Consider the following 23,380-nt stretch of genomic DNA (forward strand, 5'->3'; position numbering starts at 1 on the left):
TACCTAAAACCTTGCCGCCTTAAACACTAAAGCTGACGCAAACTGAAAGTGCCGAGCGTTGGGAATCTGTTTTAAACGCTTTGTTATAGCGAATCACTTGACACCAGAAAGTGCTTTGAAACCAACACATATGAAAGCGAAATATTTATAGCTTCACGAGTCTCATAAAAATACTTACTCTGACGAAGTACCTGCTCTTTAAAGTTATCAAGTAAATCGATGATTTCTAGTAAGTCAGCTGAATCGGTATCTGATTTTTTATAGTTACACATTGCTAATTCAAAAAAACCAATAGAACTCTTCATACTCTCATAGTTGTTTTTATTCTTGTATATTGAATTCCATAAAGATTGGTAGTTATCCGGTAATTCACCAGGAACATTGATGGTTTTTGTTATAGCAATAATCTTTTGAATTTTATAATTGGTATCTGGCTTCAAGCTATGTGAGATATAGAACTTAACAATAAATGAACGTAATGTTTTATAAATAAAATATATCAAGGCAAAGAGTACACCATAGATCGCGCATGTTATTAAAAAAGGTACAAAAAATTCATAACCCAATAACCTTCCGACTAGTTCCATGTATAGTTTCCTTTTGAATCGCTATAACGCCGCATTAAGGTGTGAGCGGCGCTTGGCTATACTTGAGCGAAGCGAAACCGCAAGCGTTGCGAATCACTCTTAAATGCTTTGTTAAATTTCAATTAGTACCAATCTGGTTCAGGTTGCTCTTCTACACTAACTTCAACACTTCCACGCAATGAAGGAATTGTAAACGTTGAAATGTGGGGCTCATGAAGCTCGCCATTCTCAAATGTATATTGCAAATCTAATTCAGCTTTAAGTTCCAACGTAAAAGTTTCTTCTCTTCTCGTTGAACCAAACGTATAAATGCAACCATCCTCTTTGTCGTATCTTCCGTTGGTAAAATCTGGACCAACCACTTCAACATAAAGGTCAACGCTAGCTTCAATTGTTATTTGGCTCTCTTCATCATCAATGTCGATAACATTAATTTCAAAGTCACCGACATTTTCAACCTCATACTCTTCAACTTCTGCATCTTCCCAAGTTGAACTATTGTAAATATCACAATCTTCGACATAATCTCTGAACATGCGTTGGATCTGTTCATTTTCTGCCACAAGGTACTCTTTTACTTTTTCAGTTCTAGCATTTGTATGTTGGTTATAAACATCCAGAAGCTTTTCCAAACTATCTAATGTAATTAAACGTTCATTGCCTTCACAATATGTCTTCAAATCTTTGTCATCGGAGATGATATAAATTTTTTCATTCTCTTCAAGATAACTTTCCAATGAGAGGAGAGAAATTGCATCTGGAAATTCTGCTTTCTTCTTACCAGCCCCGAAAGGTGGCTTTTGCTCAAAGTACAACTCTAACAAATGCTCCGGATCTACTGCATCAGCTTCGACATACTCATAATTGCAATCTGCATTATATTGCTGAAATACCTGACTTGCTTTCCGATATACCTCGGGGTCATTAACATCAGAGAAAAGTGATGAGAGATGTTCATCTTCAATAGTCGCCAAAACACGAGCTTTCTTTTTGAATGATTGAAGAGAGCTTAAGGCTTCTCGAATAGAGTCTTCAATTTTCCCATCAACTTCCTGTTCTACTACGCTTGTCAATAAGTAGCGTAGTTCCCCTTGTTGACATAGATCTTTTAATGTCACAAAAGGACGCGAAGAAAAATTAAAGTTATTCTTCACAAAGTATTGTGTATCGATAAACAAGATTCTTGTTTCTAACATTTTACACCTATGTCAATTTGAAATTTAACGCCGCAATAACACGTGCGAACGACTTACTTACCAAACCAATTATACTCTAAACCGCGAATGCCGAGTGTAATAGCATCGTGTTGATTGCTTTGTTATACGAGCCTTGCTTTCGCTCCGATAAACTTGGTAAAGAACTGATTTACCAAGATTTGCTGTAAAATGATTTTAATTAGACTGACTCAATTAAGCGAGCAAAATATCCAATCAACGACAATAACTGTGAAACGAAACAATCCCTTTTTCTTACACCATTTGAACGATTTGGTTTCAGCCAGTTTTGAGCTGATAAACCAAATATCCTAACCACAATTGGGATTGAAAATGCTGAGAGCAAAACACTGATGCAGACTAAATTGAGGCATAACCAAAGAACAATTGAAGCGTAAACTAGCCGCTGAAACGCCTGAATTTGGGACAATAATAGTTCAATGCCGAACCTGATAAAACGAACACCAAAAGGCAATAAAGAAAAAGATAAACCACCCTACTTTCACACCTAAAAAGCTAATGGTTCAATCGCTGGACTGAACCAAAAAACTGCATTCTCAGAGTTCGTATAACATTTTAATATCATGCAAGCATGAATCCATCCGCTTAACATATCAAAAAGATATCTCATAACCAACTGAATGCTATGTATTTAATATAAAATGGGTCTAAACATTAAGTGTAAAAACGTGCAAGCACACATTGCCGCGTAGATAACGCTCGTTATCATTCTTACCACCCATCAATCCAACTATTAATCAATAACTTAAAATCAGCCTCTCGCTAAATTCGTGCTCAATCAGAGTTAAAAACCACTCTTTTTTAAGTCATTAATTATTCAACAATCAATAAACTGTCTGTATATACAGTTTTTGTGAGGGGGATATATGGCGAGTCAATTCATGCAGGCAATTTGCGAACATATGACGATGCGGGGCTATAGTCGCAGGACAATCAAAGCCTACTGTTATTGGATTAAGTACTACATTCATTTTCATAGGCTTAAACACCCTGAACAGATGCATGCAACTGAGGTTGTGTCCTTTCTTTCTCATTTAGCTAATCAACAAAAAGTAGCCATCAATACTCAAAAAGTTGCTCTCAATGCTCTAGCCTATCTATACAATCAATTTATTAAGCAACCTCTAGGAGACTTGGGGTTCAGTTACGCGACTCGGTCTCGAAAAATTCCTAGCGTACTCAATCATGCGGAAGCTATCTCGGTGATCAATGAAATAGACCCTAAATATCAACTGTTTTTTCGCTTGTTGTATGGTTCAGGTTTGAGAGTATCGGAATGCCTGAGGCTTCGAGTACAAGATATAGACCTAAAACAAGGGTCTCTCACTGTTCACGATGGGAAAGGAAATAAAGACCGAGTGACAATTTTAAGTTTTTCACTCACTGAAGCTATACAAGACAAAATTTCACAAGTTGCAGATCTGCTCGCTAAAGATAACTTGAATGGGTTTGGGCCATCATTGCCTCACCGATTAGGCAAAAAATACCCGAGTGCCTATCGACAACTTGCTTGGATGTACCTTTTCCCATCAAAATCCGTTACTCAACACCCAGAGTCGGGGATCGTATGCCGACACCACCTACATGATTCGGTGCTCCGAAAAACGCTGAAGAAGGCGACTAACTTTAATAAATTGCGCCACAAACGAATTAGTTGTCATACTTTCAGGCACAGTTTTGCTACGCAACTTCTAAAGTCAGGATCCGATATCAGAACCGTTCAAGAGCTACTGGGACACAATGATGTTAAGACAACTCAGATATACACTCACGTTATTGGGCAACACTTTAGCGGCACGACTAGCCCGCTAGACCACCTGTAACGAAACTCCCTCATCGACAGTTGAACCTTGTCTTGATAGCTTCTGTCTGACAAGGTTGTCTGATATGGTGGCGGCAGAACTTCAGCAATTGTTTAGACAGTATTGAATATGAAAACACTAACCATACTTGATGGCGGCATGGGCCGAGAACTCAAAGAAATTGGCGCGCCATTTTCTCAACCGCTTTGGAGTGCTCAAGCGCTGATTGAAGCACCCGAATTTGTAAGCCAAGCGCATCAAAACTTTGTCGATGCAGGTGCTGAAATCCTAATCACCAATAGCTACGCCTGTGTGCCTTTTCACTTGGGTGAAGAGCTGTTCGAGCAACGAGGCTTTGAACTCGCTAAGCTATCTGGCGAACTGGCTAAAGCGGTTGCTGACAATGCCCCTCACGCTGTAAAAGTCGCGGGCGCGATTCCACCACCATTTGGTAGCTACCGACCAGACTTGTTTAAGGTAGAAGAAGCCGCACCAATCATCCAAACGCTTTACGATGCTCAAGATCCAAACATCGACCTTTGGATAGCGGAAACGATTTGTAGCCTGCAAGAATTCAAATCAATCCATGCGGTTCTTAAGCAATCTAATAAGCCGTGTCACTACGCTTTTAGTTTGGAAGATACCAAGGCTGATTCTGCCTACATTCGTTCTGGTGAGAGCGTAACAGACGCGGTCAAACTTGCCTGCCAATCAAACGCGACAGGCATTATGTTTAACTGCTCTGTGCCTGAAGTGATGGATCAAGCCATTATCGATGCTAAGAAAGTGATCGACGAGCTAGGTAGTGATTTAGACATTGGTGTCTACGCCAACAATTTTGCACCGATCAGTAGCGAACATGAAGCAAATGATATGCTTCAAGAGGTGCGTGAACTGGATGGCCAAGGTTACTTAACTTACGCTAAACGCTGGCACGCACTGGGCGCAAATATTATCGGTGGCTGTTGTGGCATTGGGCCAAAACACATTCAAGCCCTAGCCGATTGGAAACGCTCCACACAGAGCTGATCCAGAGCTTCAACTAGAATAAAAATAAATAGAGAACAGGTTGAGAAATCTGTTCTCTATTTGTATGTGGCGTCTCTGAGTACACTTATACAAAACAACGATTTGGAGAAACTGATGAGCGACACGCAACGCAAAATAAAATGGGGTATCGCAGGGCTAGGCAATATCGCCAATCGATTCGCGACTGCAGTCACAAAGCACTGTCTGCATGGTGAATTGTATGCCGTTGCCGCGAGAGACCATACACGCGCAGCCACGTTCGCGAATAAGTTTGGTTGCGACAAGGCTTATGGCTCTTACGAAGCCATGGCGAATGATCCAAGTGTTGAAGCGGTTTACATCGCTACGGTTCACCCATACCACCAGCCACTTGCTGAACTGTTTCTGAAGAATAACAAGCACGTATTGGTCGAGAAGCCAGCTTTCACCAATCTTGGTGATTGGCTTGAGATGAAAGCCCTTGCGAAACTAAATGACGTGATGCTGTTAGAAGCGATGAAAACCGTGGTGTTTCCCGCGTATCGTGAGCTCCAATCATTCTTGGTCGATAACAACATTCAGATAGATTCCATCGAAGCCAGCTTTGGTAACCATCACGACTATGAGCCCGATTTGTTTATCTTCAATCCGGATTTGTCAGGTGGAGCAACGCTCGATGTTGGGGTCTATGGACTTTGGTTTTTCTACGATCTATGCCGAACGCTAGGTGTGACCCCTTCAAAACCTCAGGTAAAGATATCATGTCTGTATGAGGGGGCGAATGTTGATACCGATGCGTGCTTTGCATTCTCTGGTGATATGAACGGTAAGATATCGGCATCAACAGTGCAAAATCTTCCCCGAACAGCACATTTGAGTGGGCCTGATACCAAGATCACCATTCACGAAAAATGGTGGAATCCGGCTTTTATTGAGATTGAACATCAAGGGCAGAAGTCGACCATCAACAACCGAGTTATGGGCAATGGGTTCGAGTTTGAAATCGACCATTTTTCAGAGTTGGTCCTTCAAGGCAAAACTGAATCGGATATCCTAAGCTCAGAGATAACCTCTCAAGTGCTCGATACGATGGAAAACGCACTCATTGACTCTGGCTATCCACATTTAACTCAACCTCGTCGTTAGGAAAAGCAAATTGGGCAACCTTAAGCGCAAGCTTGAACGGTATGAAAAGATATTTCAGGCTTTTGGGCCTGGAGTATCACATTGTCAGGTCAACCAACTGGCCACACTGCTGCACGTGAGTGAACGTCATGTTCAGACCTTACTCAAAGCGATGACGGAGCAAGGCTGGATTGAGTGGCAAGCCAGCTCAGGTCGCAGCAAGAAAGCACAACTGACGTGTCTGGTTGAGCCCATTGAAGCGTGTTATCAATACGCACAAGCCCAAGCCGATGCGGGCAACATAGAACAAGTGTTTAGCACCTTAAGCTTCAACGGCCGCAATGCAGGCGCAGAACTGCAAGCCTTTCTAAGCAGCACCAATCCGTCGGCGCAGAACGTCGCGTACATCCCCTTTCACCGAGAACTCGAAGCTCTTCATCCTCAACGTGTACTTAGGCGCACCGAGCGTTTCTTAGTGATGCAGGTTTGCCAACGCCTAATCACCGTTCAACGAGGTCAACTCAGCGGCGATTTGGCGTATCATTGGCAACCTAATCAAGACGCTACGCAATGGCACTTTCAAATTCGCAATGGCGTTCAGTTCCATAACGGCAGAACACTCGAACCTCAAGACATAGCACGCAATCTTAACTCGCTAATTCAAAGCAAAACATGGCAGCGCTGTTATCAGCATATTGATGAGGTCTCTGTCTCAGCAGGCAATGTGATTGTCGTGAAATTGAATCAACCTGATTGGCATTTACCACGCCTACTTGCCAGAGTTGAAGCCTCTGTATTTGATCACTCATCACCGGCAGATAGGCTGCTTGGATCTGGCGCGTTCTCATTAGACATTTTCTCAAGCAAGATGTTGAGATTAAGCCGTAATAGTGCGTATTCACACAGCACTCCAATCCTCAATCGAGTCGAGTTGTGGGTCTATCCGGAATGGGCACAGAGCAAAGCTTGCGCTCAAAATCAGGTGTGCGTGAAACTGCCCGAAAAGACGACCACCGCGCGTGGCGATGACCAGTCTTCCCAACCGGATTTCGGCTCAACGTTTTTCAAAATTCAAAATCCAACGTTGTCGAAAACCGTTCGAGAGTTCACCGTTGAAGACACCTCTGAATGCCAAACCCTTTTCGAGCTATTGTCTGTGTCTGGCGACCACAAAACCAGCGTCGAATATGGACACTACCTAACTAACTACCTAACTACCAAAGACGTCGCGCTGTGCAGCATTATTGATGAGAACGACACCTTCACTTCGTGGTTAAGCTTTTTCACTCGCTTCCCGTTTGAGGACTTAGCGTTGCCTGCTGAGATACTAGAGACAATCGAACAAGGCTTAGCCTCAATAAGAAACCAGCCAAACTTGGAGTTAGCGATGAATGCACTGATGAAGCTTCGGCATTGGTTGAATAACTCTGGGGTTGTGATTGAGCTCAAGCAAGAGGCGTTCAACTTAGAGGTTTCTGAAAAGATACACGGCGCGCAAGTGAATGGTTTTGGTTGGTGTGAGCTCGACAAGCTGTGGATTAGCCATTTGTCATTCTAGCCATTTGTAAATCTAGCGATGTTCAAAATAAGTCATTAGGCACAGGTACTTATCTTTAACACTCCCCTGCCAATAGCGAAGTGAGCGGGTGCTAATGTACTCTCGAAGTGAGACTCCACAAATATAAGCACAAACTAAATAGCCCCAATAAGAAGGTAAACCATGACTCGACACCTAACAGGCTCATTACTGTTTCTTTGCGCACTCTCTTTTAACAGCATGGCGAGCACCCAATGCGATGCGCTTATAGGCTGTGAAAAGAAGTTCTGTGAGATTGAATATCAGATAAAGAAAGCGGAACAGTACGACAATCAGTACAAAGTGGAGCGATTAACCACAGCGTTGAAAGCGGCGAAAGAGAACTGCACCAATGAAGGTTTGAAGGATGATCTGCGGGAGAAGATTGAATCCAATGAACAAGATTTAGCTGAATACCAAGCCGACTTAGAAGAAGCAAAACAAGACGATAGAGCGGATAAGATTCGAAAATATGAGGGTAAGATCGAAAAAGAACTGGGTAAAATCGATGAATTGAAACAAGAACTGGCTCAGATTCCTTAATCGATAATTTAAACAAAAATGGTCTTACTGCTTAGTAAGACCATTGAAAAAATACCGCTTTTTGACGACCTCAAGAACCAACCTAGCCAACGCCAGCTGTTATTATCCCACCAGTGCCAATTCAGACTCTTTATAAATCCGGTTAGCCACTTTGTATGCCGCAGGTGACGTTAGTGTCTCTTTGCATCTGTGCTTAAACTGCTCGACTTCAATCGTTTGTTCTTCCAGTAAATAATACAACTCACTCAAGTAGTTAGCTTCAAACACAGCTTGACCAAGTGGTGTGCATTCGTATCGGCTCGACTCTTGGTAGCCAATTGCGGTCAACACTGATTCTGGCAGCTCCCAGAACTTAGCAATGGTGTAAGTCAGGCGAATTGAATAGCTGTTCATCAGGCGCTTCAATGCTAATGAGTTAGGTGGAACAGAAGGATCAATATGCTTGAAGGCTTCTACCATCATTTGGAAAATGATCATCTTGCCTAAGTTGCGAATTAACCCAACAAAATACGCCGCCGCTTGTTCTTCTTGTAATGAAGAGTCTTTCATCAACTCCTTAGAAAACGACGCGGTTTGAACACTGTGATTCCAAATTTTCTCACCGAAGTGACGCCAGTAAATATTGTTCCCCGGTGTGAAGTTCTTCATGTAGCTATTCACCACCCCTTCAACAAGCCCTTGAGAACCCATATTTAAGAATGCTGTTTTTAGGTCAGTAACTTGTTTTTCACCGCGCTTATAGAAAGCACTATTAGCCAGTTTAATCACATCGGCAGCCATACTCGGCTCACGCTCAATCACTCTTAACAATGCATTAACATCAAACTCATCGCTCTGTAATTCTGCCATTAACGTGGTCACAGAGGCTGGCATCACTGGCAGTTCATTAAGCAAGGCTTTTGGAGAGCGAATCAAACGTTCGATCTGACAAGCAACAAAATCACTAAATGGGTCAGACTCAGTTCGAAGACGAGACTCTCCAAACAAATAATCAAGGAACTCACCATCGTGAAGGCTAAACGTCTTATCGACGATTAATGATGATGGCTGAGCGGACGACGGCGAAACAAAGATTGAAGAGCGAGGAGTGACATGCTCTGCTTTGACGTTTTCCTTTTCAGAGGTCGCTTGTTGGGAGATAGCTTGTTGGGAGACACTTTCTGAAGAATGACTTTGCTTACTTTGATTAGTAACGAAAGGGGAAAATAGTGCCTGTAATACCCTTTTAAACATCAATACGGCTCCTAGATGAGTACAAAATAGATCGGGATATATAACAGCGGTGATTATCGCACAGGCAATTCATAAACCATACAATGATAAATGAATCATTAATTTTCCTGTTGTATAGGATCTGTTACTCAACGGGCTTTGAGACTAAGCCCTCCAGCATTCGCCAGAAACAAAAAAGCGAGCACATAACACTTGCTCGCTCTTACATAGATTAGATGTGTGACTGTCTAAAGTTAGCTCTGAGCGACTTCCAACACGATCTTACCGACGTGCTTTTTCTTTAAGAATTCATCTTGCGCTTTATGGATATCGGCTAGCGGATAAGACTCTGCAACGATGGCGCCGATCTGCTGCTTCTCAATGCGATTAACCAAGTTTTGAAATACTTGCGGTTCTAAAACTGTGCAACCAAAAAAGCTAAGGTCTTTCAGGTACAGAGTACGAACATCAAGCTCAACCATCGCACCGCCAATCGCACCAGACACAGCATAACGACCATGCGGTTTTAGGACTTCAAGGAACTCAGGCCACTTGTCACCTGCAACCAAATCGATAACCACATGCACACTGTTTGCACCTAATGCCTCAACCAATTCAGCATCACGAGCAATCACCTCATCAGCACCCAATTCAAGTAGCTGTTGGTTCTTACTTGGGCTAGTAATTGCAATCACGTAAGCACCGCGCGCTTTCGCCAATTGAATTGCCGCCGAACCCACGCCGCCCGATGCGCCAGAGATAAGTACGCGATCACCGTCAGCCACATTAGCGCGAGTCAGCATATTTTCTGCCGTTGAGTAAGAGCATGGGAAAGACGCTAGCTCAACATCCGACATAGAACTGTTCACCGCATAAGCGTGTTTCGCAGCCACTTTGGTGTATTCAGCAAAACCACCATCGCACTCAGAACCGAAATACCACGGCTGTGGCAGATCTCGTCCGTACACTTCGGTTAAACAAGGTTCGATAAGAACACGCTCACCAATACGATCAGCAGAGACTTCATTACCCACTGCTACGATGAAACCACACACGTCAGCACCTTGGATACGAGGGAACTTCAACGCTTCACCCGACCAACTTGCGTCGTCTGAGTCATCACTTTTAGAGTACCAACCGATTCGTGTGTTGATATCTGTATTGTTAACGCCTGCTGCCATCACTTTGATCAGCACTTCATTAGGTTCGATTTGAGGTACAGCGATATCTTCACGGTAGCCAAGCATTTCTGCTCCGCCGTGTCCTAGCATCTCTGCGCCTTTCATTGTTTTTGGTATCTCGAAATTCATACTGTTTCCTTGAGTAATTTTGTCACCATATTCTGTGCCGATGCCACTGCTTCTTCGCCCAAAACTGGCCACGCGCTTGATACGCCTTCATGAAGTAAAAACAGCGGTGTCGCGAGATCCTCTCGCTGGCTCTGCTTGCCTATCAACAAACGTACTTGTTCTTTGTGCTGTGTAACCGCTTGGCTGATAAGCGCATTATCAGGAAACGCGGCCATCGCATTCATCGACATGCACCCATGTGGCGCATACTCTTCTAACCATTGTTGAAGCTTATTGAAGATATGAGTGACAGATTCCAATCCAGCCTCTGGCGACTCCTCCAATAAGAAATCGAGATAGCGTTGGTGTCGGTATTCCAATGCGCCAACAATCATCGCTTCTTTTGAAGGGAAGTGTTTATACAGGGTTCTCAAGCTCACGCCGCACGCGGTTTTCAGCTGTGCAACGCTCGGCTCAGCAAAACCTTGTTGGCTGAACGCTACTTCAAGGCTTGCTGCAATCTGTTCTCTCAACATAGTGCTCTCTTAATACCGAATACCAATCGTAGTAAATAACTGTGATTGGCATAATAATGGGTAGAATGATTGTTCTACCTATAGGGTAGAACGATCACTCTACTCCTGTCAATATCCAAATTTACAAACCAAGAAATGATAAATTCCGCGTCAAATAGGGCACGGAACTTATCAATACAGATGAGAGACTTAGCGTTTAAACTAGAGTCGGCTGCGTATCGTCACCAACACAGACAAAGCGCCACAAAGTACCAACACCACCCCTAAATCTTGAATCATTCCCGCTAAAGCGAGCCCTGAGCCAATCAAGGTGTAATACATCAAACCAAACAATGCACCTGCACTTCCTGCTTGAGATTGATAGCGCACCAACGCACGGCTCAATACATTAGGGATCGCAATGCCAAACGCCATAACCACCAACATCATCGGAAGTAAAAACCATATTGAGTGTTGTGAAAAATAGACACCCACCGCGCCTACCGTTTGAAGCCCTACCGCTAAGCTAATCAAAGAGGTAGATGAAACTTGTCGTTTCAATAGTGCTTTGTTAACCAAGCTTCCCAACAGAGTCCCGAACCCAAGTACAATGCCGCTGTAGCCAAACTGCTCAATACTGAACCCAAGCTGTAAGAAGGTGAATGAACCTAGTTGATAATACGAAAACAGCGCAATATTGAACGATGCGACAAGCAGTGCCGATACCCAAATACCCCCGTCTTTAATCATGTGAATACTGAGCGATTTTAACTGCAACGGTTGCTTAGATTGTTGTGTTTCAGGCAGCGACCATAAGCTATGTACCAGCAACGCTAATACCATAATAAATAAGGCAATAAATACATATCGATGCCCGCCCGCTTGGCTTAATTGACCGCCAAGAAGCAGCCCGATGATTGGGCTAATCGACAGCCCCATGCCCATGTAACCAAACACCTTGGCCAGTTCAGCGCCGCTAAAGGCATCTCGCAACATAGTTTGTGTCACAACCGAGCCCACCGCAAGCCCGAAAGCGCCCATGGCTCTTGCTATCATCAACCACGTAAAACTGTCGGTTTGCATGGCAATGAGTGCTGAACAAGCGAATAATCCCATCCCCAATAACATGGTTGGCCGGCGTCCCCATTTATCCGCTAACACACCCCATACCACCACACCCAACGCAAATGCAGAGAAGTAGATCGAGAGGGTTTGTGCCGCTTGTGTGTAACTAACATCAAAGGATTTCGATATTGAATCCAGAGTCGGGCTATAGATGGTTTCTGCGATTTGAGGGAACATCAACAGCAGCACCATTTGCCATAAAGAAGGTTTTGTTTTCATCATTTTTCCAAGACCAGTGAACTTGACGGGAAGTCTAGAGGAAACTAACCTTGGCTCGTTAACAACATTAAAACCAAAAACAACAAGATTGGGACAAATGGCATTTATCGATGACAGCTGTGCTTTTGATGCCGATAGCATTGAAGTAAGCGTAGTGGGAATAGCGGCAGAGCTAGGACAGCATGATTCAGGTATTCATCAGCATCGCAAAGGGCAATTACTTTACGCGCCGCAAGGGTGCATTACCTTAACACTGGATAATGCTTTGTGTATTCTGCCTCCGACTAAGGCTGTGTGGATCCCGCCACATGTCCCACACCGAGCACAAATGACCAACGTGGTCGCGTATCGTTCTCTGTATTTTGATACAGATGTGTTTGAGTGCCCAGAGGAGATCACAACGATTAAAGTTAACGATTTACTGAAAGCTCTGATCAATAAGATCGCATTATGGGAATGGGATATCGCGGAGCACAAGACACACAATACGTCTGCGCTTTTTTGGGAAGAGTTTCATTCATTAACACACCAAACCTTAATGCTTCCACTCCCAACAGACCGACGATTGGCGCGTTTCTGCACACAAGTCAACAAAGCCGATTTTATCGTCCCTCCGTTGAATGTATTGGCATCATCCGTTGGAGCGAGTAGCAAAACCATCTCTCATCTATTTAAAGCCGAAGCAGGCATGACCTATCAAGATTGGCGTCAACAATGGCGGTTGATCAAAGCGATCGAGCTACTTGCTCAAAACCGAACTGTTACCGACACAGCGCACTATTTAGAGTTCTCTTCGAACAGCGCTTTCATTGCCTTTTTCAAACAACAAACCGGACAAACTCCGTTGACGTTTACCAAGTTAGGACGTGATTGTAGTAATCCAAACTCTTAGGTTTTACTGAGCTCAGATACAAAAAAACCAGAACATGTGTTCTGGTTTTTTAAAATTTATCAAATCAACTAATCAATCAACACCAACGAATCAAGGATCCCTTTCCCACTGTGTATTCCACCTTCGTTTTCGCTGGCTGGCTTGCTGCGGATTAAGTAGCCCGCATAACCGTCCAGTTCAGTTACTGGCTTACCTTGATAGTAAGCAGTGAATAAGCCGACTTCGCTGACTAAGTCTGTTACGAGTGTTTGCTGAGTATCACGCACTGCAATAGTTGGCACGTCTCGCTCATGTGGATACAAACGCTGCATGAGTGCCCATGCATCGTACTCTTCTGACTTGAGTTGGCTCAGTTGTTCGCTGATATCATCACCGAATACACAATGACCACCGCCCTCACCTTGGTTTTTTAGCACCCATTCTTGCTTATTCGCTTGCGTGTTAAACCATTCAATCGATTCACTGGTGATTGGCTTCATATCGGCCAATACACTTTTCACCAGTTCTGCTTCTTCTAGCGTTAAACCCCAGCGTGCGTATTCTGATGCAGGCATCATGGTCAGCAGCATTTGCATGGTTTTACTGGTTGCGAGCTGTTGGCTGAATGTGGCATTCACAGCGACATGGTGTTGTTCGATGAACAAACGCGTCTGACTGAGCGTGTGGCAGCAAACTGATTCATTAAGCTCAGGCGCCCAGTAGTCTGAATACTGGTAACCCGCTCTTAGATACACAACATCAACAGCGCCAACATCTTGCAATAACAGACGTTGGTTATCGCCCGTTGAAAGCTGACAGGTTAGTTGTTCAAAGGTACGGCGAACCGTGCGAACGCCCTGTTTTTGTAGTTCAACTTCAAGTAGATGCTGGTCATAAACATTGTCTTCGTTCTTCTGTACCACCATCAAGAAAACCGGTTTGCCTTGCTCATTGAAGTCGGCTTTAACTTGCTTTGCGGTCGTTGAAATACCATAAGCCAACTGCGTTAAGCCTTGGTTCTCTGCAGGTGTTGCCGACTGGTCTTCCAACCAATTTTTGTACGTTTCTGGCCATTGATTTTGCATGAACGAGTGGAATTCTGTTGCGCGTTGGCCAAACGGTGCCATGCCAGCAGCAATGCCATTGAACTCAATGACTTTGGCGCCATGTTGGCGGTCATCCATAAAATCAGTACGCATCAATAGCAATGGCTGACGAGCGGGGTTCAAACGCTTATCTTTACTGCCGTGAGCTTGTTGATGCAACTCCATCAAGCGACCAAAGAACGGATCGGCTTGAGCCATATCGCTCAATGATGATTGCAAGAAGTCATGGTCTTCCGACACATTACTGATTAACTTAGTGATAAGCGGAGTGACGCGGCGCAGGTGTTCATAAACCTCACGTTCCATTGTCATTGGCGCAATACTGAAAGGACAATGCCTAGCGGTATCATCTGACTGGCGGAACGCAACGCCATGCATGATCGCCCATTCACAGGCATCTTCAATTATTTGTTGTGGAATCGATGGCATTGGATTCATTTAGATATCTCATTCTTGGCGGGCATTAGGCAACAGTAGTAAGACGATGCTCATTCTAAAAAGACGAAATAACTTTAAAAAGGTTATTGCACCATTTTGAGCATCGTAGTTCGCGGTTTACAGCTGAGGTTCTTGAGTCTTATTGACTATGAGGTCGCGAAGCCATTTGTGGCTTGGTTCAGAGTCAAAGTAACGATGCCAAAGCAGAAACAAACCACCGGGAACTAACTCAATGGGAATCGGCTTCATCACCAATTCGCCACTCTCAATATAGTCACGAACCGAGTTATACGGATAACACATTAACAAATCGCTTTGTTTGCACAGCTTTACTGCGCTGGTGATGTCCGACACGTTGGCGGCTTTGTTAATTTGAAGCTGTTTGGCCTGCAAGATTTCCAGTAACAACCAATCGCCAACGCCACCGGTCACTAACTGAATATGACGGTATTTAAGGAAGGCTTGCAGATTCCAATCTTCTTGAAGCACTGGGTGATCATTGCGCATCAAACACACAGAGTAGTCTTGCAGTAATTCGACATGGTTCAACTCGGCAGGAATGTTTTGAATGTGGGTACTCGCCCTTTCATCGAGTTCAAAAATTCCAATCCCAAAATCGACCTCACGCTTTAGTAAGCGCTTAAAGGTTTCGCTACTCCAAGTAGTGCTATTTACTGTAATGTTCGGCGCATCTGCCAACGCGTTAGGCATAAATTTAGGGTAAATAGCGGTATATGCGGTTTCAACAAGGTCGATATTAAAAGTGCGTTCGCTGTCTTTAGGCTCAAAAATATCCGGCACGGTTAGCTGTTCAACTTGCAAAAGAATTTGATGAACCTTAGGCGCAAGAGAAGTCGCTTTCGGAGTTGGAAACAGACCTTTTGATTCACGTTCGAACAGCGGGTCATCAAACAAAGATCGCAGCTTGGTGAGTTGCTTACTCACCGCTGACTGACTAAGGAATAATCGCTCTGCCGTTTTGCTCACGCTGCGCTCTTCAAGCAACACGTGTAAACACAGCAGTAAATTCATATCACATTTGAGTAAGCTTTTAACATCTACCATGATATTCCTTAGATTCAGATTAATGATGACTTTATGTCACTTTAAATCATATCACAAACTTGTTAATTTAAGCCCATGTAACCTATGAGTTAATAACTCAAAAAATAATAGACCTAAGGAATACTCATGAACTTTCTAGCACTCCCTAAGATTGATCTGCACTGCCACCTAGACGGAAGTGTTCGTCCAGATACGATTATTGATCTGGCGAAACAATACGGAATCGAACTTCCAGAAGGCCGTGAAGCGGTAGTAAAGTCTCTAACAGTGCCTGAAGATTGCAAAAACCTTGATGAGTACCTAGCTTGCTTCAGCCTGCCACTGCAAGTAATGCAAACGGAAGAAGCGATTGAGCGTATTTCTTTTGAGCTTTACGAAGACGCAGCACTAGAGAACGTTAAATACCTAGAAGTTCGTTTTGCACCGATTCTTCACGTAAACAAGGGCTTATCTCTTGATGCGATCATCGCAAGTGCGGTTAAAGGCATGAAACGTGCTGAAGAGAAATACGACATCAAAGGCAACTACATCATGTCTGTGCTTCGTATGTTCCCTAAAGACTCTATCAAAGACGTGATCGACGCAGGCCAACCTTACCTAGGTAAAGGTGTTGTGGCGTTTGATATCGCAGGTGGCGAAAAGCCAGGTTTCTGCGCTGAATTCCCTGAGTACACACAATACGCTCTTGAAAAAGGCTACCGCATTACCGTGCACGCTGGTGAGCAATGGCATGGTCAAAACGTTTACGATGCCGTAACACTGCTTGATGCTGAACGTATCGGCCACGGTGTTCACATCCAAGGCAACGAAGATGCGTACAACATCGTGAAAGAGAAGCAAGTTGCACTTGAAACTTGCCCAACAAGTAACGTGCAAACTAAATGCATTCACAAATTCAGCGACCACCCAATTGCTGCATTCAAGAAAGACGGCATCGTTGTAACGATCAGCACAGACAACCGCACTGTGTCGAACACAACCATGACTAACGAAGTGAAGCGTGTGTGTGAAACGTTCGGCCTAACAAAAGAAGACTACGCAGAGATCTACAAGTACTCTGTAGAGAGCGCATTTGCTTCAGACGAAGTGAAACAGCACCTAATGGGTTTCGTTGAGCAAATCTAATTTGGTAAAGCGTGACTTTTGCTGAATAGCTAGGCTCATTTAACATTAGTGCTTAAAGGCACAAAACAGGAAGAGAAAGGCTTAGGCTTTTCTCTTTTTTTATGTCTGTATATCCGTATGCTAATACCGATATTGATTCGGAAGATATAAACAATGAAAACAGAACTCGAAAAAATGCTGTCTGGCGAAGTTTTTGACGGTGCCGATCATGAGATTGACCAAATGCGCACTCATGCAAGTAAAGCTCTGTCAGATTTCAATCAATGTTCCGACGACACTCAACAGCCGAACTTTCAAGCCAATCTATTTGGCAAAATCGGCAGCAGTGTTGTGCGCCCTCCTTTCCATTGTGAGTTTGGTAAAACCATCGAGATTGGTAACGATACCTTTATTAACATGAACGTGGTGATGCTTGATGGCGCGAACATCAAGATTGGTAACAATGTTTTGGTTGGGCCAAGCGTTCAGTTTTATACGGCTTCTCACTCTCTAGACCATCTAAGTCGTCGTAAATGGGAAACCTTCTGCTTTCCAATTATCGTTGAAGACGATGTATGGATTGGCGGAAACTCAGTTATCAACCAAGATGTCACTATTGGTGCACGCTCTGTTATCGCGGCTAACTCTGTGGTCAACAGCGACGTACCGCCAGACTGTCTATACGGTGGCACACCAGCCAAGTTGATTCGATACTTGAACACTGAACAGCCAAGAGATGACGGCGAATAAACAGGTAGCAATACGAAACAACAATGAATACTAAAAGAGGTGATGTTTTTAATTAAACATCACCTCTTTTTTGATTAGTTTACCTTGTCTCTTCTATCAAATGGGCTTCGTTCCATGGCTTTTTCATACTCACTTTTCGGGCCACTAAAATACGTAGTTTTGACGAATTTTTCCCAATCATAAAACAGCGATTCTATTGGCTGATCGGTAAGCTGTGAGGGATCCCCATTGCTCTTAATGAGATCAACAAACGCCTCTTCTCCCCATGAACGTTCAATAAACTCACCGACCGTATAGCCAAGCTCATAAACCGCCGAGGTGCTATTCGGCTTGTTGTATAAGTCCTGAACCAGATCATCGAAGCGGCGGCTGATGGCATGTCTATTACTCATGTGGAACCAATAATCTTCAGACTTATAGATAGCGATCGCTTCCCACAGCCATCGTGGATTGTTTGCAAAATTCGGATTCACTTGCAGAGTCAGCAAGTGCACAAACTCATGTAGAGCGGTTTTATGAATTTCACCACCAAAATAGAGCAACCTAATCTCATTACTCTTAGGCTCGATATACCCAGTAGAGAACGCATATCGATACCCAATGCTTCTTTCTTGCTCGTCTAAATAGGCCTTTTGGTTTCGCCACACCCTAACGGTGACTGCCGGCATAGAATCAAGCTCGAACGTTTTCATTAAGGGAGTGCGGTTAATCAATAAGGTATTATGAATGCTTGGGATAACGGAGGGCGACGTTCCATCGTAAAGCACATACTTGAACTGTCCTTTGTCTGATTCGTAGCAATCATCACATGCTTGAACATCACGAATTTGAAGCGCAACAGCCACCACCAATACCAGTATCGATATTGCTAAAATCGAGAACGTGACGATTGACTTAGATGGGTACTTTTTCATCTTCTATATCCTCAAACGAAGACATGATTCTATTGAGTGTCACTGTATCAAATTGACACCCAGGGCTTGTAAGCTATTTTCACACTGCACTGCGTCGATAAATTGAATACCAGCCATGCCTACAGCCTTTGCCCCTTCAACGTTATAAGGCATGTCATCAATGAAGACGGTTTCTGAAGCTTCAAGACCATTATTAGACAGCAGCGCTTGGTAAATCTCAGGCTGCGGTTTAAGCATGCCCAATTCAGCGGATACCGCCGCGCCATCAAACAGCGGCCAAAATTGGTAGGTTGATTTTAGGTATTCAACAATCTCGACCACGTTGTCGGTAAGTGCATACACACCATAACCAGCACGCTTTACACGCTCGATGAGATCGACAGAACCATGCAGTAAGATCTGCGTTTGTTTAACGTAATAGAACAGACGATCACACTCTAATGGAGATAAATTGAGTTCTTGTTGATAACGAAGTTTAGCCTCATTTTCAGTCAAGAAACCTTTGTTCAAATCCAACCAAATAGCACTTTGAAAAATAGAACGAGCTCGAGACTCCAAGTCTTCAGTATCACCAAAAGTAAGACGGGCAATTTCCAGAGGTGTCCAACGCACAATGACATTACCCACATCAAACACAACATTTTTGATTTCATTAGAACTCATACACACTCCTGTGAACGCCATGTTATTGATGCAACAAGACATAAAGTACCGCGCATCAAGATTCATGATAAACGTTTATAAATTAAAAGCCTCGAGTAGAATATACAATCAATAGAACACAAAAAAGGCCATCATTACGACGGCGTTCTCAATATCAATAAGCTAAGAAATAACTAACACAAATCGACTTCTGACGAGAGTATGGTTGGTGCTTTAGAAACGCTATACGCCTATACCTTTATTGTTCTTTTTCCATTGAAGCGGTGTTATTCCGTTCGATCGCTTAAACGCTCTTATAAATTGGGAAGCATCTGCATATCCCAAGTGAAGCGCAATATCTGAGATCGAATAATCTTGCTCAGTCATAACGCGCTTGGCGAATTCAAAAGACAGAGCCTCTTTGATGCTTCGAAAGGTCGTACCCTCTTCACTAAGCGCCCTTTGAATTGTGCGCTTACCAATTCGATTTATCTGACCAAACGTGACCAAATCTACATCTAATCGACCGATATAAGGAAGTAATGATTGTGTCACCTTGAAGACAGAAGTAACGGTAGCTGCCTCCAATTTGGTTGAACAATCTCGATGATCTAAGGGGTTGTACGAAATGCACGTCTCAGTTCGACCTAAGTACTGTGGCGTTTCCGTTTGTATTCTCAAATCACTTAACGCACTAGCCGACACTGAAACTAAGTCGTAACGAATCGGCTTATCTATATCAGCCTGCTGAGCTTTAAAATAGGAGTGGCTATATACGATCAAAAACAGCTCAGCTTCAATACCATTGAGCGAGTTACTAGATACTTGAAACGAAAGCTTCAATGACTGTGAAGACGATTCGACTGACCATTTTTCAAACGGAAAAAGGGACAGAAAAGCGTGAGCTGAAAGGTTGGAAAAATTGAGTTCGAGAGCGGCTCGTTCAGCATTGCCTAATAACGCAGAAACAAACACCTCAGATGGTAATACCGTCCTCAAACCCTCTAAGAAATGAGTAAACACATTAAACGAGACATATTGAGCAACTGAAGTATCCATTGAGAACGGCACGCTCACTTGAACTGCGAGCACTTCTATCGCGGCATGATATGGAGCTAATAACTTATCTTCTCGCACGCACTGCTGGAAATGACTCACAACACTCTTCGCAATCAATGGTAATTCAAGCATCAGTTCACGATTCCTTTGTCTTGTTCAAAACAGGTTAAATCCACAACTCAACCCGATATCGGCATCAATACTAGGTCTAAGCTCAGTGGCACAAAATGCACATTTTACTTTTTTAGCTTAGCTACTATTACCTCAAGTTAACAAGAGGCGCTTTAAGTTTTTAGCATTAAGGCGAAATAACAGTTTAGGACGTAACGCTTTGATTACAGAGTATGACAGGGTTATCAATTTTAAATAACTCAACGATACCGTCAGGGTCTACTATTAAATCTAGGCATAAATATAAATGGACTTAAGCCAGTAATTGAGAGGTTTTCATGTTTAAAAAGATAACGTTAGTAGCGGCAAGCATTGTAATGAGTGTTGGTGTTGCACAGGCAAGTGTTGAGAGTAAGACCTGGCCTGCATCAGATAAGGCTAAAACATTTGTTCAAGACACCATTGTCATTGGTATGCTCGCGAGCCCTTATGGTGCAGGTTGGAAGGATGACCAACAACTATTGGATTATTTCCAAGATGCTCGTGATGCAGGTATTACAGGGCATGAATACACGATTACCGCTGCTGATCATAACTTTGATGACTTCTTGTTTCACCATCATAAACACCGCTCTGCGATGGCAAAACAACCTGACAATTTCATCATCGCGCATTCAAATAATGACATTGAAAAAGCGCACACCGAAGGCAAAACCGCCGTGCTTTGGAACAGCCAAACTGCAACCATCTTAGAAGAAGATGTGACTAAAATGGCGATTCTAAAAGACATGGGCTTAAAAAGCATAATCTTGGCGTATAACGACATTTTCAGAACAGGTTCAGGACAATTAGCCGCATTTAACGGTAGAGACATTGGCCTAACACCTTGGGGAGAATCTGTAATTGATTCGATGGTCGAATATCAGGTCATTCTCGATCTCAGCCACACAGGCTCAAAAACAGCAAATGACGCGATGGATTACATGGAAGAGAAGTATCCTGGAACTCCATTTGTTTATACACACTCGGTGCCTGCTGGGCTTTATAAGAGTGAACCAGATGCTACGCCACAAGGTTGTTACCGTGCCATACCAGATGATGAAGCGATACGCGCTGCTAAATCAGGTGGCTACGTTGCTCCAACCTTTACCGAGTGGATGATGGATGGTGTGTGGCCTGAAGATATATCCCCTGTTCAGGCCGCGGATATGATCGACTACTACGTGAAATTAGTAGGCGTCGACCACGTAGGCATCGCGACAGACGATATGTTTTCTACAGCAATGGTTGTGGACTTCGCCACCAAGAACGCGAAAATGTATGACGATGGCGGCTACATGATTGAGGCGTTCAACAAAGGCGCTACCGGTAATGGTGAACTGTCGAAGATCCTTGCTGCCATCACAGACGAACTTTGGAAACGCGGTTACAGCAACGATGATCTAGCTAAGATCTACGGCGGCAACAAGATGCGAGTTTATGCTCAAGTATCTGAGGGTGCTGACCCTGACGAGTTCCAAAAAGAGTATACAAAACGTCTAAAAGCACTCACTAAGTTGAGAAATGAAAACTTAGCCATGTAGCTCGCGACTAAGAAAGCTCAAACACTCAAAGCACGTCCTATTCGGCGTGCTTTTTTATTCTCGGCTTGCAGACAATCTCACCCTTCCACCCTTCCACCCTTCCTCCTATCAAGCCAAGAGAGAGCAAGGTGAGATACCAAGTAAATTAAAGATCGAGTAATAAATAGGACAAATATATAGGAAATTTAAGAAATAACTATATAATATGATTACGCTTCAATAATTACACTCCCTATTTAACTAACCTCCTTACTCCTTATAACAATATTTTTACTGGTCACCTCCTCAATAAAATACCAGCCAATCACGAATACTTTGTGATATCAAGCTAGACTAAATTCCTAAGTACAACTTATTGATACTGCCCACCCAACAAATTAATCTCTCGCAAGAAAATTTTTACTAAAAACCATCATAAACTTAATTTTACGCATCAAAACAATTATACTCACCCCCATACTGATAATGAGTTAAACGTTAGTAATATTGAGTAAACTTGTTCAATCAACAACAAGTAAAATTTGCAAAACTCAACTCATAGTTAACATTGAAAATATTTGGAACCAAAATCACAAGAGTAGGATTCTCTTGAATTTATTATCAGGGATGCTGACAAAAATAAAATAGGCATTGTTAGATGAATAATTCTGCAACGTATTTACTTGCGGCTTTACGAGAAAAAATTAAAGAGAAAGGAGTTTGTTATTCCGATCTCTCTGCTGGGATGGCAATTCCTCTCTCAACCATTAAAAGACAATTGCACAATACGTCTTTAGGATTGGACAAAATACTCTCGTATGCCTCTCATTTAGATACTGATTTAGTAGAGCTATCTATGCGTGGCAAACAGCTGCAACAAGAGAACGAGCAGTTTATCACCGATATAAACAGTGACATATTTTACCAATATCCATACTTGTTTGATTTTTTGTACCTATTACGACGAAAAAGTTGGTCACCACAAGATATTGCCAATAAATATCAACTAAGTCATACCTCTATGGCCATATATTTTCGTGCATTAGAAATGATGGATTACGTTGAATTAAAAGGCGATGACCAATACAGATTTAAAGATCAAGGTCGTTTTATTTTTGAAGAAGGCTCCAAACTGGATACTTTATTCGCTAAACGTTTTCGAGATGAAGTGTTCAGCCATGATGTACGGCCCCCAATCTGTATAGGGCGTATTGCTATTACTGAAGAACAAGAAGAGAAACTGGCAAACGAAGTTTACAACAAGTTAATTGAGTTTGATGTACAAAACAAAAATGGAGAAGGCGGTGAACGGCTCAGAAATGTGTTGATGACCTACACTCCGGGCAATCAGATATTTCTTTCAGATACGATTCCTAATATTGATGGCGAATTATTAAAGTCTATATCGATAGCTAATGAACAATAATTAATTACTTGTTATTTAAGCAAGTTGAATAAATAAAGAATAGACGTAAATAAGCGTTCTTTTCTTATACCAATAAGTGAAATAAATAAGGCTGAA

Annotated in this window: 21 protein-coding genes; 10 read left to right on the forward strand and 11 right to left on the reverse strand. The window is 42.9% G+C overall.

What is annotated here, in order from left to right:
* Positions 1 to 83: 83 nt before the first annotated feature.
* Positions 84 to 587, reverse strand: coding sequence for a hypothetical protein (locus ITG09_21425; protein UPR53948.1), 504 nt, complete (start codon positions 585 to 587; stop codon positions 84 to 86).
* Positions 588 to 709: 122 nt separating this feature from the next.
* Positions 710 to 1,783 (reverse strand): DUF4935 domain-containing protein, encoded by a 1,074-nt coding sequence (locus tag ITG09_21430; protein UPR53949.1) that lies wholly within the window; start codon positions 1,781 to 1,783, stop codon positions 710 to 712.
* 905 nt (positions 1,784 to 2,688) lie between these two features.
* Between ITG09_21430 and ITG09_21435 the strand changes: the two genes are divergently transcribed.
* From ITG09_21435 to ITG09_21455, 5 genes are all read left to right on the forward strand, one after another.
* Positions 2,689 to 3,645: an integron integrase gene (locus ITG09_21435; protein ID UPR53950.1), complete on the forward strand. Its 957-nt coding sequence runs from the start codon at positions 2,689 to 2,691 to the stop codon at positions 3,643 to 3,645.
* 108 nt (positions 3,646 to 3,753) lie between these two features.
* Positions 3,754 to 4,653 carry a homocysteine S-methyltransferase family protein gene (locus ITG09_21440; protein UPR53951.1) on the forward strand — a complete coding sequence of 300 codons (900 nt, stop codon included), beginning with the start codon at positions 3,754 to 3,756 and terminating at the stop codon, positions 4,651 to 4,653.
* A 114-nt stretch (positions 4,654 to 4,767) separates the two neighbouring features.
* Positions 4,768 to 5,778, forward strand: coding sequence for a Gfo/Idh/MocA family oxidoreductase (locus ITG09_21445; protein ID UPR53952.1), 1,011 nt, complete (start codon positions 4,768 to 4,770; stop codon positions 5,776 to 5,778).
* Between the two features lie 10 nt (positions 5,779 to 5,788).
* A complete protein-coding gene (locus ITG09_21450) occupies positions 5,789 to 7,315 on the forward strand; it encodes an SgrR family transcriptional regulator (GenBank protein UPR53953.1) in 1,527 nt (508 codons plus the stop codon).
* Positions 7,316 to 7,477: 162 nt separating this feature from the next.
* On the forward strand, positions 7,478 to 7,876 hold the full coding sequence (locus tag ITG09_21455; GenBank protein ID UPR53954.1) for a DUF1090 domain-containing protein: 399 nt from the start codon (positions 7,478 to 7,480) through the stop codon (positions 7,874 to 7,876).
* 102 nt (positions 7,877 to 7,978) lie between these two features.
* Here ITG09_21455 and ITG09_21460 read toward each other — a convergent pair whose 3' ends face one another.
* The 4 genes from ITG09_21460 to ITG09_21475 form a co-directional block, all read right to left on the reverse strand.
* Positions 7,979 to 9,109, reverse strand: a complete 1,131-nt coding sequence (locus ITG09_21460) for an HDOD domain-containing protein (GenBank protein ID UPR53955.1) — start codon at positions 9,107 to 9,109, stop codon at positions 7,979 to 7,981.
* Positions 9,110 to 9,342: 233 nt separating this feature from the next.
* Complete coding sequence (locus tag ITG09_21465) at positions 9,343 to 10,398, reverse strand: alcohol dehydrogenase family protein (protein UPR53956.1); 1,056 nt, start codon at positions 10,396 to 10,398, stop codon at positions 9,343 to 9,345.
* On the reverse strand, positions 10,395 to 10,913 hold the full coding sequence (locus ITG09_21470; GenBank protein ID UPR53957.1) for a TetR/AcrR family transcriptional regulator: 519 nt from the start codon (positions 10,911 to 10,913) through the stop codon (positions 10,395 to 10,397). Before ITG09_21470 ends, ITG09_21465 begins: the two co-directional genes overlap by 4 nt.
* Positions 10,914 to 11,114: 201 nt before the next feature.
* Positions 11,115 to 12,236: a multidrug effflux MFS transporter gene (locus ITG09_21475; GenBank protein ID UPR53958.1), complete on the reverse strand. Its 1,122-nt coding sequence runs from the start codon at positions 12,234 to 12,236 to the stop codon at positions 11,115 to 11,117.
* A 97-nt stretch (positions 12,237 to 12,333) separates the two neighbouring features.
* Between ITG09_21475 and ITG09_21480 the strand changes: the two genes are divergently transcribed.
* Positions 12,334 to 13,128 carry a helix-turn-helix transcriptional regulator gene (locus ITG09_21480; GenBank protein ID UPR53959.1) on the forward strand — a complete coding sequence of 265 codons (795 nt, stop codon included), beginning with the start codon at positions 12,334 to 12,336 and terminating at the stop codon, positions 13,126 to 13,128.
* 68 nt (positions 13,129 to 13,196) lie between these two features.
* Here ITG09_21480 and ITG09_21485 read toward each other — a convergent pair whose 3' ends face one another.
* A complete protein-coding gene (locus ITG09_21485) occupies positions 13,197 to 14,651 on the reverse strand; it encodes a glutathione synthase (GenBank protein UPR53960.1) in 1,455 nt (484 codons plus the stop codon).
* A 117-nt stretch (positions 14,652 to 14,768) separates the two neighbouring features.
* A complete protein-coding gene (locus tag ITG09_21490) occupies positions 14,769 to 15,716 on the reverse strand; it encodes a LysR family transcriptional regulator (GenBank protein UPR53961.1) in 948 nt (315 codons plus the stop codon).
* 126 nt (positions 15,717 to 15,842) lie between these two features.
* On the opposite strand from ITG09_21490, the gene ITG09_21495 reads away from it, so the two are divergent.
* Both ITG09_21495 and ITG09_21500 read left to right on the forward strand, forming a co-directional pair.
* Positions 15,843 to 16,841 carry an adenosine deaminase gene (locus ITG09_21495; GenBank protein UPR53962.1) on the forward strand — a complete coding sequence of 333 codons (999 nt, stop codon included), beginning with the start codon at positions 15,843 to 15,845 and terminating at the stop codon, positions 16,839 to 16,841.
* Positions 16,842 to 16,994: 153 nt separating this feature from the next.
* Positions 16,995 to 17,570, forward strand: coding sequence for a sugar O-acetyltransferase (locus ITG09_21500; protein ID UPR53963.1), 576 nt, complete (start codon positions 16,995 to 16,997; stop codon positions 17,568 to 17,570).
* A 74-nt stretch (positions 17,571 to 17,644) separates the two neighbouring features.
* Here the strand turns inward: ITG09_21500 and ITG09_21505 are convergent, their stop codons facing one another.
* The 3 genes from ITG09_21505 to ITG09_21515 form a co-directional block, all read right to left on the reverse strand.
* On the reverse strand, positions 17,645 to 18,484 hold the full coding sequence (locus ITG09_21505; protein ID UPR53964.1) for a hypothetical protein: 840 nt from the start codon (positions 18,482 to 18,484) through the stop codon (positions 17,645 to 17,647).
* A 39-nt stretch (positions 18,485 to 18,523) separates the two neighbouring features.
* The gene (locus ITG09_21510) at positions 18,524 to 19,147 is read right to left on the reverse strand and encodes an HAD family phosphatase (GenBank protein ID UPR53965.1); all 624 of its coding nucleotides are present in this window, start codon (positions 19,145 to 19,147) and stop codon (positions 18,524 to 18,526) included.
* Positions 19,148 to 19,369: 222 nt separating this feature from the next.
* On the reverse strand, positions 19,370 to 20,317 hold the full coding sequence (locus ITG09_21515) for an AraC family transcriptional regulator (GenBank protein ID UPR53966.1): 948 nt from the start codon (positions 20,315 to 20,317) through the stop codon (positions 19,370 to 19,372).
* Positions 20,318 to 20,634: 317 nt separating this feature from the next.
* Between ITG09_21515 and ITG09_21520 the strand changes: the two genes are divergently transcribed.
* Positions 20,635 to 21,879, forward strand: coding sequence for a membrane dipeptidase (locus ITG09_21520; GenBank protein ID UPR53967.1), 1,245 nt, complete (start codon positions 20,635 to 20,637; stop codon positions 21,877 to 21,879).
* Between the two features lie 637 nt (positions 21,880 to 22,516).
* Positions 22,517 to 23,284 (forward strand): transcriptional regulator, encoded by a 768-nt coding sequence (locus ITG09_21525; protein ID UPR53968.1) that lies wholly within the window; start codon positions 22,517 to 22,519, stop codon positions 23,282 to 23,284.
* Positions 23,285 to 23,380: the final 96 nt, after the last annotated feature.

The sequence above is a fragment of the Vibrio cyclitrophicus genome (assembly GCA_023206055.1).
Classification (GTDB): domain Bacteria; phylum Pseudomonadota; class Gammaproteobacteria; order Enterobacterales; family Vibrionaceae; genus Vibrio; species Vibrio cyclitrophicus_A.

Bases quoted from the DNA above. Each gene is read 5' to 3' on its own strand.
- ITG09_21425 (UPR53948.1), bottom strand. From the start codon at position 587: ATGGAACTAGTCGGAAGGTTATTGGGTTATGAATTTTTTGTACCTTTT.
- ITG09_21435 (UPR53950.1), top strand. From the start codon at position 2,689: ATGGCGAGTCAATTCATGCAGGCAATTTGCGAACATATGACGATGCGG.
- ITG09_21430 (UPR53949.1), bottom strand. From the start codon at position 1,783: ATGTTAGAAACAAGAATCTTGTTTATCGATACACAATACTTTGTGAAG.
- ITG09_21505 (UPR53964.1), bottom strand. From the start codon at position 18,484: ATGAAAAAGTACCCATCTAAGTCAATCGTCACGTTCTCGATTTTAGCA.
- ITG09_21475 (UPR53958.1), bottom strand. From the start codon at position 12,236: ATGAAAACAAAACCTTCTTTATGGCAAATGGTGCTGCTGTTGATGTTC.
- ITG09_21500 (UPR53963.1), top strand. From the start codon at position 16,995: ATGAAAACAGAACTCGAAAAAATGCTGTCTGGCGAAGTTTTTGACGGT.
- ITG09_21465 (UPR53956.1), bottom strand. From the start codon at position 10,398: ATGAATTTCGAGATACCAAAAACAATGAAAGGCGCAGAGATGCTAGGA.
- ITG09_21440 (UPR53951.1), top strand. From the start codon at position 3,754: ATGAAAACACTAACCATACTTGATGGCGGCATGGGCCGAGAACTCAAA.
- ITG09_21510 (UPR53965.1), bottom strand. From the start codon at position 19,147: ATGAGTTCTAATGAAATCAAAAATGTTGTGTTTGATGTGGGTAATGTC.
- ITG09_21480 (UPR53959.1), top strand. From the start codon at position 12,334: ATGGCATTTATCGATGACAGCTGTGCTTTTGATGCCGATAGCATTGAA.
- ITG09_21520 (UPR53967.1), top strand. From the start codon at position 20,635: ATGTTTAAAAAGATAACGTTAGTAGCGGCAAGCATTGTAATGAGTGTT.
- ITG09_21495 (UPR53962.1), top strand. From the start codon at position 15,843: ATGAACTTTCTAGCACTCCCTAAGATTGATCTGCACTGCCACCTAGAC.
- ITG09_21445 (UPR53952.1), top strand. From the start codon at position 4,768: ATGAGCGACACGCAACGCAAAATAAAATGGGGTATCGCAGGGCTAGGC.
- ITG09_21455 (UPR53954.1), top strand. From the start codon at position 7,478: ATGACTCGACACCTAACAGGCTCATTACTGTTTCTTTGCGCACTCTCT.
- ITG09_21490 (UPR53961.1), bottom strand. From the start codon at position 15,716: ATGGTAGATGTTAAAAGCTTACTCAAATGTGATATGAATTTACTGCTG.
- ITG09_21485 (UPR53960.1), bottom strand. From the start codon at position 14,651: ATGAATCCAATGCCATCGATTCCACAACAAATAATTGAAGATGCCTGT.
- ITG09_21515 (UPR53966.1), bottom strand. From the start codon at position 20,317: ATGCTTGAATTACCATTGATTGCGAAGAGTGTTGTGAGTCATTTCCAG.
- ITG09_21460 (UPR53955.1), bottom strand. From the start codon at position 9,109: ATGTTTAAAAGGGTATTACAGGCACTATTTTCCCCTTTCGTTACTAAT.
- ITG09_21470 (UPR53957.1), bottom strand. From the start codon at position 10,913: ATGTTGAGAGAACAGATTGCAGCAAGCCTTGAAGTAGCGTTCAGCCAA.
- ITG09_21525 (UPR53968.1), top strand. From the start codon at position 22,517: ATGAATAATTCTGCAACGTATTTACTTGCGGCTTTACGAGAAAAAATT.